Source organism: Flavobacterium hauense, from assembly GCF_054457175.1.
In genome coordinates this window covers 39654-53695 of record NZ_JBTKVX010000023.1, presented here as the reverse complement: position 1 = coordinate 53695, position 14042 = coordinate 39654, and the positions used below count along the sequence as shown (strand labels likewise).

11 protein-coding genes are annotated in these 14042 nt (G+C 44.1%); 9 read left to right on the top strand and 2 right to left on the bottom strand.

The annotated features are described in order from the left end of the window. Positions 1-484: 484 nt before the first annotated feature. From ACX0HA_RS15195 to argH, 8 genes are all read left to right on the top strand, one after another. Complete coding sequence (locus ACX0HA_RS15195; protein ID WP_458846154.1) at positions 485-1111, top strand: GNAT family N-acetyltransferase; 627 nt, start codon at positions 485-487, stop codon at positions 1109-1111. Further along, the gene (locus ACX0HA_RS15190) at positions 1111-2304 is read left to right on the top strand and encodes an argininosuccinate synthase (RefSeq protein ID WP_458846153.1); all 1194 of its coding nucleotides are present in this window, start codon (positions 1111-1113) and stop codon (positions 2302-2304) included. Before ACX0HA_RS15195 ends, ACX0HA_RS15190 begins: the two co-directional genes overlap by 1 nt. Continuing rightward, a complete protein-coding gene (gene argC / locus ACX0HA_RS15185) occupies positions 2297-3274 on the top strand; it encodes an N-acetyl-gamma-glutamyl-phosphate reductase (RefSeq protein ID WP_458846158.1) in 978 nt (325 codons plus the stop codon). Before ACX0HA_RS15190 ends, argC begins: the two co-directional genes overlap by 8 nt. Positions 3275-3414: 140 nt before the next feature. Then, entirely contained in the window at positions 3415-4566 is a 1152-nt protein-coding gene (locus ACX0HA_RS15180) for an aspartate aminotransferase family protein (protein WP_458846152.1), read from the top strand. 178 nt (positions 4567-4744) lie between these two features. Beyond that, on the top strand, positions 4745-5692 hold the full coding sequence (locus ACX0HA_RS15175) for an N-acetylornithine carbamoyltransferase (RefSeq protein WP_458846151.1): 948 nt from the start codon (positions 4745-4747) through the stop codon (positions 5690-5692). Next, a complete protein-coding gene (gene argB, locus ACX0HA_RS15170; RefSeq protein ID WP_458846150.1) occupies positions 5685-6464 on the top strand; it encodes an acetylglutamate kinase in 780 nt (259 codons plus the stop codon). Before ACX0HA_RS15175 ends, argB begins: the two co-directional genes overlap by 8 nt. A 7-nt stretch (positions 6465-6471) precedes the next feature. Further along, a complete protein-coding gene (locus ACX0HA_RS15165; RefSeq protein WP_458846149.1) occupies positions 6472-7572 on the top strand; it encodes a M20 family metallo-hydrolase in 1101 nt (366 codons plus the stop codon). A 23-nt stretch (positions 7573-7595) separates the two neighbouring features. Then, positions 7596-8882: an argininosuccinate lyase gene (gene argH, locus ACX0HA_RS15160; RefSeq protein WP_458846148.1), complete on the top strand. Its 1287-nt coding sequence runs from the start codon at positions 7596-7598 to the stop codon at positions 8880-8882. Positions 8883-9193: 311 nt separating this feature from the next. On the opposite strand, the gene ACX0HA_RS15155 is transcribed toward argH, so the two are convergent. Beyond that, entirely contained in the window at positions 9194-9796 is a 603-nt protein-coding gene (locus ACX0HA_RS15155; RefSeq protein WP_458846147.1) for a porin family protein, read from the bottom strand. 331 nt (positions 9797-10127) lie between these two features. Here ACX0HA_RS15155 and ACX0HA_RS15150 point away from each other — a divergent pair, with 331 nt between their 5' ends. After that, the gene (locus tag ACX0HA_RS15150) at positions 10128-12560 is read left to right on the top strand and encodes an arylsulfatase (protein WP_458846146.1); all 2433 of its coding nucleotides are present in this window, start codon (positions 10128-10130) and stop codon (positions 12558-12560) included. A gap of 170 nt (positions 12561-12730) precedes the next feature. Here the strand turns inward: ACX0HA_RS15150 and ACX0HA_RS15145 are convergent, their stop codons facing one another. After that, positions 12731-14029, bottom strand: coding sequence for a hypothetical protein (locus ACX0HA_RS15145; protein ID WP_458846145.1), 1299 nt, complete (start codon positions 14027-14029; stop codon positions 12731-12733). Between the last annotated feature and the right edge of the window lie 13 nt (positions 14030-14042).

Here is a 14042-nt window from a genome sequence, read left to right as displayed (position 1 = left end):
ACCTAAAATCAAATTAGTTATATAAAAAGTTCTGACAAAAAAGGTATTTCCCTCTATTCTATTTTCATTTTAAAAATAAATACGGTTATTAAATTTCATTTTGACAAAAATTGACCCTGATGCAAATTTTAACGTACAGGTAATTTAAAAATGGTATACATTTGCACCCGATGAATAAAACTGAATTGCATATAGCAAATATGTCACGGACAAACACACTGGCTCCCAGCCGGATCGTGCGGTAATACATACCGCTTACGTTTTTGTCCGAGTAATTCACTTTTATTTATTTTCCTGAATTGAAATCACAATCCTTTTTTATTGGGAAACCTGTATACACAGGTACCGTTATCATTACATCTCTTAATTTTCTTTTTAGTCCGCGGTCGTTCCGGCCCTAGGTCTGCATATTCCTTCCGAACCGTTCCGTACGGTTCCTACCCCATTTATAACACTGTTTTATAACTAATTACATTTTTTAAAAATGAATGTATCTATTGTGATTGCTCACGACGGGCATTACAAATTTGCGCAGCAGATATGCGACACCATGGAAGCTTCGGCGATTATCAGGGGGACAGGCATTGCCAAAAGGAGTCCTGATTATATCATCAAAAAGATGGAGAACCGCGATGCGGTAATCGCTTTGGCCAATGGAAAGTTTGCAGGTTTTTGCTACATCGAGAGCTGGTCCCACGGAAAGTTTGTGGCTAACTCCGGGCTGATCGTGCACCCCGACTTCCGTAATCTTGGCCTTGCCAAGAAGATAAAGGAACGCGTGTTCGACTATTCGCAGGAAAAGTATCCCGGTGCCAAGATATTTGGCATAACCACAGGCCTCGCCGTAATGAAGATCAACAGCGAACTGGGTTATAAACCAGTGCCTTTCAGCGAACTGACCAACGACCCGACCTTTTGGAACGGCTGCCGCGGCTGCACCAACTTTGACATACTGGAGCGCAAGGAATATAAAATGTGCCTTTGTACCGGCATGTTATATGACCCTGCCGACAAGAAGCAAAATGAAGAGAAATACAATTTTAATCAAAAAGTGCTGACCAGGCTTAAGAGCATTAAGCAGGCACTTTTCCTGAAAAAAGAAAAAGCATAATGAAAAAAGTAGTTTTAGCATACAGCGGAGGCCTTGACACCTCTTACTGCCTTAAATATTTAAAGAATGAGCTTGGTTATGAAGTACATACCCTGCTTATAAATACCGGTGGCTTTACTCCTGAAGAGCTTAGCCATATCGAACATAGGGCCTATGAACTGGGCTCGGCACAGCATACCAACCTTGACATTATTGACAAGTATTATGAAAAAGCCATTAAATACCTGGTATTTGGCAATGTGCTTAAAAACAATACCTATCCCCTGTCGGTAAGCGCTGAAAGGGTTTTCCAGGCACTGGAGACCGTAAAGCACGCCAGGAAACTGGGAGCCGATGCCATTGCGCACGGCAGTACAGGAGCCGGCAACGACCAGATCAGGTTTGACCTTGTATTCCAGACTATTGCACCCGAAATGCAGATCATTACCCCAATACGCGACCTGAAGCTTACACGCCAGCAAGAAGTGGAATACCTGCAGCAAAACGGTGTGGAGTATTCCTGGGAAAAAGCACAATATTCCATAAATAAAGGAATATGGGGCACGAGCGTAGGTGGAAAGGAAACCCTTACCTCCGGCCAGCCGCTACCCGAAGAGGCCTACCCTTCTCCCCTTCAAAACACAGGACATGAGAAGGTTACCCTTCATTTTGAAAAAGGGGAACTTACCGGACTTAACGGCACATTCGAAAAACCATCGCTGAACATCCAGAAACTGGAAGAGCTTGCTTCGGCCTATGCCATAGGGAGGGATATTCATGTGGGTGATACTATTATAGGCATTAAAGGGCGTGTAGGTTTTGAGGCTGCTGCTCCGCTAATTACCATAAAAGCACACCACCTGCTTGAAAAACACGTGCTTAGCAAGTGGCAGCAGTACTGGAAAGAACAGCTGGGTAACTGGTATGGAATGCTCTTTCACGAAGGGCAATACCTTGACCCTGTTATGCGAAATATAGAAACCTTTCTTACCGACACCCAAAAAACAGTAACCGGAACAGTAACCGTTACCCTCAAGCCCTATCATTTTTCGCTTGACGGCATCGAGTCGGCACACGACCTTATGAATACCGGTTTTGGCCAATATGGCGAAGTGAATAATGCCTGGACAGCCGATGATGCCAAAGGGTTCATTAAAATAGTGGGTAATGCCCAGAATATTTATGCTAACGTTAACCAGGAAACGTATGATTAACATTGGCATAATAGGAGGATCGGGTTATACTGCAGGCGAATTACTAAGGCTTTTAACATATCATCCTAAGGTAAAAATAGATTTCGTTTATAGTACGACCAATTCGGGCAGGCCGGTGGCTTCTGTTCATCAGGATTTGCTCGGCGAGCTTAACATTAAATTTACTGAAAACGTGAATCCTGAGGTTGATCTTGTATTTTTTTGCTTAGGCCACGGCCAGTCGAAAGCCTTCTTAAAGGACAATAACTTCTCAGAAAAAACGAGAATAATCGACCTTGGCAATGACTTCAGATTAAGAGCCGATGCCAGTTTTGAAGGCAAAGAATTTGTTTACGGACTACCCGAACTCAATCGAAAAAAGATTCAGCAGGCAAGCTATATTGCAAATCCGGGCTGTTTTGCCACAGCGATACAATTGGCTCTTTTGCCATTGGCTCAAAAAGGACTGCTGCAACATGATGTGCATATCAATGCCACCACCGGAAGCACAGGTGCAGGTGTTCAGCCCTCGGCAACCTCGCATCACCCGTGGCGCACAGGCAATATGTCGCACTACAAGGCTTTTGAGCACCAGCATCTTGGCGAGATCGACGAAAGCATGAAGCAATTGCAGCCGGATTTTGAGGGCGAGCTGCTTTTTATCCCTAATCGGGGCAACTTTACACGAGGCATATTTGCAACACTGTACACAAAGCTTTCAGGAGGTTTTGAAGAGGTCGTGCGCATGTATAAAGAGTACTATGCTAATGAGCCTTTTGTAAACGTAACTACTGATGCCATTAGCCTGAAGCTGGCCGTGCAAACGAACAAATGTTTCATCAGCCTGGAGCAAAAGGGCAAGTACCTGCTGATCACATCAGTAATCGACAACCTTGTAAAAGGAGCATCGGGACAGGCAATCGAGAACATGAACCTGATGTTTGGATTTGAAGAGACAACGGGATTGAAACTGAAACCGGCGGGGTTTTAAGAGTAATATTTATTAGTATCATAAAAATATCCTCACCCCTAACCCCTCTCCAAAGGAGAGGGGAGCGAGAAGTCTAAAGCTGGAGTGAAGCTGCTCCCTCTCCTTTGGAGAGGGTCGGGGTGAGGAAAACAAAAACAACAATGAGTAATTTATTTGACGTATATCCAATATATAATATAGCCCCGGTAAAAGCGCTGGGGGCAAAAGTGTGGGACGATAAAGGACAGGAATACCTTGACTTTTATGGTGGACACGGCGTGATTTCGGCAGGGCATTCGCATCCTGATTATGTACAGGCATTAAGCGAACAGGTGGCCAAGATTGGATTCTATTCTAACTCAATAGCCAACCCAATTCAGGAAGCATTGGCCACAAAACTGACGCAGCAGTCAGGCTATCCCGACTATACGCTTTTCCTGTGTAACTCAGGAGCTGAAGCCAATGAGAATGCACTAAAATTGGCATCATTCCATACACAGAAGAAGAAAGTGATTGCCTTTAAAAAGGCCTTTCACGGAAGGACTTCGGCAGCCGTTGCAGCAACAGATAATCCATCGATAGTAGCCCCGATCAATGCAGGACATGAAGTAGTTTTCCTTCCGCTGAATGACTGTGCCGCTTTTCAGGCTGAGATTTCCAAAGGCGATACCTGTGCCGTGATCATCGAAGGGATACAGGGTGTTGGCGGACTTGACGAAGCCACGACAGACTTTTTTCAGCATATAGACAAAGCCTGCACTGCAACCGGAACCATATTGATTCTTGATGAGATACAGAGCGGCTACGGACGTTCGGGCAAGTTCTTTGCGCACCAATACCATGGCATTAAGCCGGATATCATCAGCCTTGCCAAAGGTATGGGGAACGGTTTTCCGATCGGGGGCATCCTGATCTCGCCAAAATTCAAAGCTTCCCACGGATTGCTGGGCACCACCTTTGGCGGTAACCATTTAGCATCTGCGGCAGCATTATCGGTGTTGGAAATTATAGTAAACGAGAATCTTATTGCTAACGTAAACGAGATAAGCGCTTACTTTAAGGAGCAGGCAGCCCAGATTCCGCAAGTTAAAAACCTAAAAGGACGCGGACTGATGCTGGGCCTTGAATTTGACTTTGAAGTCGGAGAACTGAGAAAGAAACTCATTCATGAGGAACACATTTTTACCGGCAATGCTTCGCAAAAGAACCTACTGCGCATACTGCCACCTTTATCGATAACCAAAGCAGATGTTGATGTGTTTTTTAAAGGTTTGAAGAAGGCTATTGAGGCTGTGAGCCTTACAGTCGTATAATTAATTCACTAACGGAAAAAAAGGTATGGAGTGGTATCGCGTAGCGATTGAATGTTGGTAGAAATGCGGTATCATGAAGTAGAATTTTTCCGTAGGGAATAAATAAACGCTATATCTAAACCTACAAGGTTTTGGAAACCTTGCAGGTTGGTTAACGTTGATTAAAAAATGAAAAATAATGAAAAAATTCACAACTGTTGATGACATTCAGGATCTTGACGACCTGATCTCATTGGCAAAAAACATAAAAACGGCTCCCTTTGCCCATCCCGAAAAAGGGAAGAACAAAACTCTTGGGCTGTTGTTCTTTAACCCTAGCCTAAGAACAAGGCTCAGTACCCAGAAAGCAGCACTTAACCTGGGCATGAACGTCATAGTAATGAACTTGAATACCGAAGGCTGGGCACTCGAATTTGAAGACGGTGCCGTGATGAATGGCAATAGTGTAGAGCACGTTAAGGAAGCTGCACAGGTGGTTTCGCAATATTGCGACATCATTGCCATAAGAAGCTTCCCTACCCTGACAGATAAGGAAAAAGATGAGGCCGAATATGTAATAAGTGCTTTTCTAAAGTATGCATCAGTTCCTGTAATAAGCCTTGAGGGCTCTACAGAGCATCCTTTACAGGCTCTTGCCGACGCCCTTACTATAGCCGAGTACAAGACTGTGACACGACCAAAAGTGGTGCTTACCTGGGCTCCACACCCCAAAGCATTACCACACGCCGTGCCGAATTCATTCGTGAAAATGATGAAAAAAGCCAATGTGGATTTTGTGATAACCCATCCTGAAGGCTATGCACTGAACCCCGAATTTACTGAAGGAGTATCCATTACCCATGATCAGGAGGCCGCTTTTGACAATGCTGATTTTATTTATGCCAAGAACTGGAGCTCCTATGGCGAATACGGACAGATAGTGAGTAAAGACCTTTCGTGGACGGTTACACCTGAGAAAATGGCACTGACCAACAATGCTAAATTCATGCACTGCCTACCGGTGCGACGAAACATGATCGTAAGCGATGCCGTGCTTGACAGTGAAGCATCTATAGTGATACCGCAGGCTAACAACCGTACGTTTGCGGCACAGGCAATACTTACCAAAATACTTGAAAATGAGTAGTAAACCACCGCTTACCGTAGTAAAAATAGGAGGCAACGTAATAGATGACCCTGTTGCCCTTGACAGTTTCCTGAAAGATTTTGCCGCCATCAGGGGGGCTAAAATTCTGGTGCACGGTGGCGGAAAAATGGCTACCAGAACTGCCGAAAGCCTGGGCATTACAGCCGTTTTTCATGAAGGGAGAAGAATTACCGATGCCCCAATGCTCGAGGTGGCAGTAATGACCTATGCAGGATGGATCAACAAGAATATCACGGCTAAACTTCAGGCATTGGGCGATAATGCCATGGGCTTTACAGGAGCCGACGGAAACCTGATACAAGCTAAAAAAAGAGAAAACGCAGCTGTAGATTTCGGCCTTGTAGGCGATGTGGTTTCGGTAAATACCGAACTGCTGAAAACACTTTTAAAGCAGGATGTTGTACCCGTATTTTGTGCTGTAACACATGATGGAAACGGACAACTCCTGAACACCAATGCAGATACCATTGCCAGTCCATTGGCAGTGGCCTGCACTGGTCATTATGAGGTAAAGCTGCTGTACTGTTTCGAGAAAAAGGGCGTACTGCTTGATGTAAATGATGAGGATTCAGTTATAAAAACTCTTACTTTTGAGAGTTATAACACTCTAAGGGAACAAGGCGCCATACATAGTGGCATGCTGCCAAAACTCGAGAATTGCTTCAATGCTTTAAATCAGGATGTTGTACAGATAGGTATAGGCAGTCCCGCCATGATAAAAGGAGAGAGCTATACCATAATAACCAAATAACACAATTATGGCCAACAAATCCATACAGATACTGACCCAGGAGGCCATTGCGCTGCTCAAACAGCTGATTGCGACACCTTCTTTTTCTTCTGAAGAACAGGGTACTGCATTGCTTATAGAGGCCTGGTTTACGGCTAATACCATACCTTTTGAGCGTGAGAACAATAACATCTGGGCGTACAATAAGCATTACAATGAAGCTCTGCCTACTCTGCTGCTCAACTCCCATCACGACACCGTAAAACCCAATCAGGGGTATACCATCGACCCATTTGACCCTATAGTAAAAGAGGGCAAACTATACGGACTTGGAAGCAATGATGCGGGGGGTTGCCTGGTGTCGCTAATTGCCACGTTTACTTACTTTTATGAGGCGGACAACCTTCCTTATAATATTGTTATTGTGGCATCTGCCGAGGAAGAAAGCAGTGGTCCCAACGGCCTGAACAGCGTTCTCAAACACCTGCCTGCGCTGGATTGTGCCATAGTTGGCGAACCTACCGAAATGCAGTTGGCTATTGCCGAAAAGGGCCTGCTTGTGCTTGATGTAGTTGTAGCCGGAACACCCGGACATGCCGCCCACCCTAACGATAACGTATCGATTTACAATGCATTAAACGTTGTAGAATGGTTCAGGGACTACCGTTTTGAGAAGGTAAGCGAAGTGCTCGGGCCTGTGAAAATGACCGTTACGGGCATCAGTGCAGGCAAGCAGCATAACGTTGTCCCTGCTGAATGCCATCTGGTTGTAGATGTAAGGGTTAACGATTGCTATACCAATACTGAAGTACTGGAAATCATACAACAAGGGCTTGAAGGCAAAGCAATCGTAAAAGCACGTTCGCTGCACCTAAACTCCTCATCCATAGACAAAAATCACCCTATAGTGCGGGCAGGGATAGCGTTAGGCCGGACTACCTATGGCTCGCCTACGCTGTCAGACCAGTCGGTACTGTACTGCCAGTCACTGAAGCTGGGGCCGGGCAGCTCGCCACGCTCCCATACGGCAGATGAATTTATATATATTAACGAAATTGAAGAAGGAATTAGCCTGTATATCAACATACTGAGGAAATTCCTGAATCAGGAAATACCACAGGAAGCATAGCTTCCGCACTTAAAAGAATTACCATGAAACTCTGGGAAAAAGGAATACCTACCGATGTAAAAACCGATATTTTTACGGTGGGAAACGATCGCGAACTCGACTTGTTACTTGCTGAATATGATGTAGTTGGATCGATGGCCCATGCCAAGATGTTAGGCAGTGCAGGCCTGCTTACCAATGAAGAAGTACAGGATCTTGTAATGGCTTTGGAAGATATACTCACTGATATTAAAAAAGGCGACTTTTTTATTGAGCAATCATTTGAGGATGTGCACAGTAAGGTAGAATACCTGCTTATAGAAAAACTGGGCGATACCGGCAAAAAGATACATACCGCACGCTCCAGAAACGATCAGGTTTTAGTCGATGTACACCTGTTCTTAAAGGCGGAACTAACCGCTATCAAACAGCAGGTCAGCGGGTTATTTGACCTGCTCATGGCTAAAGCCGAGGCACATAAAGACATCCTGATGCCGGGTTATACTCATTTTCAGGTGGCCATGCCGTCATCATTTGGAATGTGGTTCTCGGCGTATGCCGAAAGCCTTGCAGATGACGTAGTTATGCTTAATGCAGCCCTTTCAGTAGCCGATCAAAACCCTCTTGGATCGGCGGCAGGATATGGCAGTTCGTTCCCAATAGACAGGTCATTCACTACTCAGGAATTAGGATTCAAAACACTGAAATACAATTCGGTAGCCGCACAAATGAGTCGCGGAAAGGCCGAGAAAACAGCGGCTTTTGCGATGGCTTCGGTGGCGGGTACGCTATCAAAATTAGCTATGGATATCTGCCTGTACCTCAGCCAGAATTTTAGCTTTATTACTCTGCCACAGCATCTTACAACAGGAAGCAGCATCATGCCGCACAAGAAAAATCCCGATATTTTCGAGCTTATTAGGGGGAAATGCAATAAAATTCAGGCATTACCCTATGAATTAACACTAATAACCAACAACTTACCAAGCGGCTACCATCGTGACATGCAACTACTCAAGGAAGGATTGTTCCCGGCGCTGCAAACTTTAAAATCGTGCATTGAGATGGCTGTTTTCAGCATTAAGGAGATCATACCTAACGAAAACATCCTTGACGATAAAAAGTATGATTACCTTTTTACCGTAGATGCACTCAACGAGCTGGTAACTAACGGAGTGCCTTTCAGGGATGCCTATAAAATAGTGGGTGAACAGGTCGAAAATAATTCTTTCCACTCCCCAAAAGCCACAAAACACACCCACGAAGGCAGCATTAACAACCTGTGCCTTAATGAGATAAAAGAAAAAATGAATACCGTTTTGGGCTTGTAATATTGCACTTTTGGTATGCCAAAACACGGTTTTTGTGCGTAATAATAGAGCAGTCTAACAGTCTGAAATCCAGTAATCTAAAAATTAATATTGCACTTTACGCTTTTGAGTGAACAGGTAAAATTTCCGGATTGAAAAACAGGTATTTTTACCTGTTTTTTTTTGATTGGGATGTTTTAGATTTGTCGCATCCCAACCAACCAATTTTTAAAAGTGCGGAGGTTATGTATCGCAATTTAAATTGACCGACACAATCCAATTATAAAATGAAAGCCCCTTTGCAGGGGCTTCGTTATTTTTATTAAGGATGGCTACTCAAAATTAAAGCTCAGTACAGCCCCAAGGCCAAACTGATAGAGCGCAACATAATCATAATAACCATAGTAGTAATAGCCATCGCTCACCGCGGCCGATGCCGATTGCATATAGGCATTCAGGTTTACAGAAACCACAGACTCTGTCTTGATCTTCAGGCCTACCTTAAGATCCCAGGCAAAGGTGGTGGCGTTTCCGCTTTGTGGCGACTCTATGATACCAACTCCAAGGCCGGCGCCTACATAAGGCAAGGCTGTCTGGGAGCTGCTCCCAAAGTAAGAGGTTCCGCCAACGAGTATGTAGTTTACAGCACCCTTATCATCGCCCTGGTTAAGCTGTGCACCCAAGGGACCATATACCGGCATGTGGTTATCTGTCCTCAGGTACTTCAGTTCTATCGAATTATTTTGGTAATAGAAATATTCAAGCCCCCCGCCATACTGAAAGGCTTCTTCTACATACCCGTATGAATTGTTATAATCTACCCTGTCAGAGAAGGTATAGCCACCATAGAGGTTAAGTGACATCGTACCGCTGTCCTGGGCAAATGCCATTGGCGACAGCAGTAATGCGAAAAGTAAAAGGCTGAAATGTTTCATGCTAGTGGTTTTTGATTTACAGTTTAAAATTAGGTTTTTATAATTCAGAGCACTGTTTTGTAGCCGTTTAAGATGTTGCATTTTATAATATGGAACAAAACACTCGCTCTCTGGATTTTTTTTATTGGGTTAAAGTTTCAGGTTTTTGGAAATATATGTAGCAAATTATAAGATGCTACATCATATAACACCATGTCTATCAACACATAACCTAATTCATTGTAATTTTATTTCTGATACGTTAAAAACACAGGATTAATCCTGCAAGCAATTCGCGAGAAAAAAATCAAAGTTTTGGGATCATCACACTAATTATATAATGCTTATAACTATGAGAGTACTAAAAATTACATTGAAAGTTGTCCTTCTGCTCTTTGCAGCAAATATGCTGCCCGTAATGAAAGGATCAGCACAGTCTGACCCGCGACAAGTGAGGAAAGAAAATTTTAAGGGAGTGATAAAACTCGATGTCCGCGATTCAAAAGCAGACTGGGCACCTTATACTCCAAAAAAAGCACCCGAAGGGGCACCAAACGTATTATTTGTACTATATGATGATACAGGGCTTGCCGCATGGTCACCTTACGGAGGGGCAATCAACATGCCTACCCTGCAAAAACTGGCCGATAATGGAGTTATGTATTCACAATGGCATACCACAGCTCTATGCTCACCAACCCGTTCTACTTTATTGACCGGACGTAACCATCATTTAACCGGTAATGCAGCCATTACTGAAACAGCAAATGGTTTTCCGGGTGCACATGGACGCATACCGGAGCAATGCGCAACCATTGGACAGGTATTGCAGGAAAATGGATGGAGCACCTTTTGGATAGGAAAAGACCATAATGTACCTGAGCAGGATGTCGCATCGGGAGCGAGCCGCAAGCAATGGCCGTTGCAATTAGGCTTTGACCGTTATTATGGCTTTCTTGGTGGTGAGACCAACCAATGGTATCCTGACCTTGTAGAAGATAATCATTTTATTGAACCTCCATACAGCCCAGAAGAAGGATATCATCTTTCTAAAGATTTGGCCGACAAGTCAATTGAATACATACGTGACCAAAAAGCAACAAACCCCTCTAAACCATGGTTTCTGTGGTTCTGCCCGGGTGCTAACCACGCACCTCACCATGCACCGGCAGATTATATTGCCAAATACAAAGGTAAATTTGATGAGGGCTATGATGCTTATCGCAAATGGGTATTGCCCCGCATGATCGCGAAAGGAGTTTTACCGGCAGGTACAAAACTGACGGACTTTAACCCATTACCTCCTAACGTATCGAATCCGGCAGATTATGTTCGCCCCTGGAATGAACTGAAACCCGATGAGAAAAAACTGTTCTCAAGGCTTGCCGAAGTTTATGCAGGCTTCTCTGAATATACTGATGCACAGGTAGGACGAATTGTTGACTATCTGGAACAAAGCGGACAGCGCGAAAATACTGTAATTATTTATGCAGCAGATAATGGAGCGTCGGGCGAAGGTTCGCCAAACGGATCGGTTAATGAGAATAAATTCTTTAACGGCTACCCTGATGAGCTTGCCGAAAACCTTAAATATCTGGACAAGATGGGTGGGCCTGATACATACGAGCATTATCCGACAGGATGGGCAGCCGCTTTCTCTACTCCGTTTAAGATGTTCAAAAGGTATAGTGAATATGCAGGAGGCACCTGTGACCCGCTTATCATTTCATGGCCTAAAGGGATTAAAGCAAAAGGACAGGTGCGCAACCAATACCATCACTCTACCGATATTGTTCCTACAATACTCGATATCTGCGGACTTGAAATGCCTAAAGTACATAATGGTGTAGGACAGTATCCGTTATCAGGGGTGTCTATGCGTTATAGTTTTGATGCACAGCCGGATGCACCAACCCAAAAACACGTGCAGTATTATGCGATGCTGGGCAGCCGTGCCATCTGGAAAGACGGATGGAAAGCAGTGGCTTTGCATGCCCCTCTTGTTGGTAAAGGAAATTTTGATAAAGATGTCTGGGAATTGTATCATGTAGATGTAGACCGTTCTGAATCTAAAAACCTTGCAAAAGAAAACCCTGAAAAACTAAAAGAGCTTATTGCAGTATGGAATGAGGAGGCTGACAAGAATCTTGTACTTCCACTTGACGACCGCACAGCTATTGAGATTATTGGCCTTGAACGCCCTTCGGAAGAAGCTCCCCGCGAAAGGTACGTGTACTATCCAGGCACTGCGCCGGTACCTGAAGGTGTGGCTGTAAACGTTCGCGGTCGTTCTTTTAAAATCATCGGCGATGTAGATATTAAAGATACATCTGCTTCAGGTGTTATTTTTGCCCATGGATCGCGTTTTGGAGGACATTCATTATTTGTCAAAGACAAGAAACTTTACTATGTATATAATTTTCTGGGTATTAAACCCGAACAAAAACTGGTTTCTTCTGAAGACATCAAACCAGGTAAACATACCCTTGGTATGGAATTCATTCGTGAAAAAACAGGCGAACACGGAGAACAGATAGGTAAAGCTGTACTGTACATAGATGGCAAAAAAGTTGCCGAAGGCCCTATGAAAACACAGCCCGGTAAATTTACATTATCCGGAGACGGATTATGTGTAGGCTATGACAGCGGCGATGCAGTTAGCAGTGAATACAAAACACCGGGCACGTTTAAAGGTGGGACAATCCTTGGAGTAGGTGTTTCGGTAGAAAAAGCACAATACATTGACCTCGAAAAAGAAGCGCAGCGCGCAATGAAAAGAGATTAACCGTTAGTATCAAATAAAAACTGAGCCTCCCAATGGGAGGCTTTTTGTTGTCAGGCATCCTTAATTTACATAAGTATGTAGCAGATTATAAAATGAAACACGAAGGCAAATTATACCAATAAAAAACCCCGCATAGTAGGGCTTTTTATTGGTATAATTTGTAATCACCCTTAATAGAACAACTCCACATTTACCATCCATGCAACTCCTTTTGCACCAATAACAGTAGGGTAACTGGTATAACCAACAGGCGAATAGTGTTCGAACATCACCTCGGGATTTACGCGTAAAAACCTGTTCTTGAACGGAAACCAGTTTAACCCGCAGGTTACTTCCCAGGGTTTGCCATATTCGCCATCTATATAAGAATAAGTACCGTACAACTGCAATACTTTATTGAGAAGCATAGCCGATCCCTGCAATGCGATCCCTGAGTCATACAAGTTAGAAACCGGTATCGTACCGGCGGTTTCAAATTTATCAACCCAACGCATAAAATATTCCGCATCGAATGAAAAGCCTTTGTATTTAATACCTCCGTTAAAAGCTGCCATTTGATAACGGGCAGAAATCACCTGGGTATCGGGCGCAAAAGCATTAAGCCCAAAGACTCCCGTACCGTCTGACAGGCGTATCTGGGAATTTTCAGGTGCCTCTTCTCCGGGCTGCGACTGACGATTTTCGTCACTGGCAGTATATGAGCCTCCCAGTACTGTCGCTATTTTTTGGTGTTTTTCATAATCCCCGTAGGACAGTGTTCGCCCAAAATCATTGGTCGTCCACCACAGGGCAGTACTCCAGGTATTAAATCCATTATCGAGTTGGCCAGCATCTACCCCAAGCTGACTCAGGTTATTACCTATCATTGTTTTGTAGTACAGCCCATCGGTTATTTCTCCCTGTGCCCAAAGACCGGTCGTAAACGATCCCCTGAAATACTCTTCGGTCATAGGTCTCGCATCCTGCCTTAGCCAGAAAGGCCAATTCCCTATAAGGGAGCGGTTTGTTGGCAGGGCACCAATACCGGCACCAACATCAAGATATTTATTGATCTCATATTGCAGGTTTCCGGCAACGACCACCTGGGCTCCCTGTCCCTGGTTGGCGTTAGAAGTCCATACATATATAAAGTACCTGAATTTAGGATCACCAAGCCAGCCCTTGAAATACAAGGTCACCTTTTGAAACTGAAGATCATTACGCTTGTCAATCTCACGGGTTACCCCTTTATGATCGGTATAACTATCATCAAGCCCCATTTGGTCAAGATACCTGACCGTAATATAAGGTGAGAATATTAGCGTACCTTTTTCGCTTTCGATGATTTTAAATCCCGAACCCGAACGATGGGTCTCGATAGGTCCCGGGCCGGAAATGCTGTCTGCTTCTCTTGGATTAGATGGAATCTGAGCTAACAGATCTGTACAACAAAAAAAGCTTAAAAACACAAGTAGTAGTTTTTTCGGCATATATGTTTTGTTT

Coding starts and splice junctions, on each gene's coding strand:
- ACX0HA_RS15165 (WP_458846149.1), top strand. CDS start 6,472: ATGGCCAACAAATCCATACAGATACTGACCCAGGAGGCCATTGCGCTG.
- ACX0HA_RS15155 (WP_458846147.1), bottom strand. CDS start 9,796: ATGAAACATTTCAGCCTTTTACTTTTCGCATTACTGCTGTCGCCAATG.
- argC (WP_458846158.1), top strand. CDS start 2,297: ATGATTAACATTGGCATAATAGGAGGATCGGGTTATACTGCAGGCGAA.
- ACX0HA_RS15145 (WP_458846145.1), bottom strand. CDS start 14,029: ATGCCGAAAAAACTACTACTTGTGTTTTTAAGCTTTTTTTGTTGTACA.
- argH (WP_458846148.1), top strand. CDS start 7,596: ATGAAACTCTGGGAAAAAGGAATACCTACCGATGTAAAAACCGATATT.
- ACX0HA_RS15150 (WP_458846146.1), top strand. CDS start 10,128: ATGAGAGTACTAAAAATTACATTGAAAGTTGTCCTTCTGCTCTTTGCA.
- ACX0HA_RS15195 (WP_458846154.1), top strand. CDS start 485: ATGAATGTATCTATTGTGATTGCTCACGACGGGCATTACAAATTTGCG.
- ACX0HA_RS15190 (WP_458846153.1), top strand. CDS start 1,111: ATGAAAAAAGTAGTTTTAGCATACAGCGGAGGCCTTGACACCTCTTAC.
- ACX0HA_RS15175 (WP_458846151.1), top strand. CDS start 4,745: ATGAAAAAATTCACAACTGTTGATGACATTCAGGATCTTGACGACCTG.
- ACX0HA_RS15180 (WP_458846152.1), top strand. CDS start 3,415: ATGAGTAATTTATTTGACGTATATCCAATATATAATATAGCCCCGGTA.
- argB (WP_458846150.1), top strand. CDS start 5,685: ATGAGTAGTAAACCACCGCTTACCGTAGTAAAAATAGGAGGCAACGTA.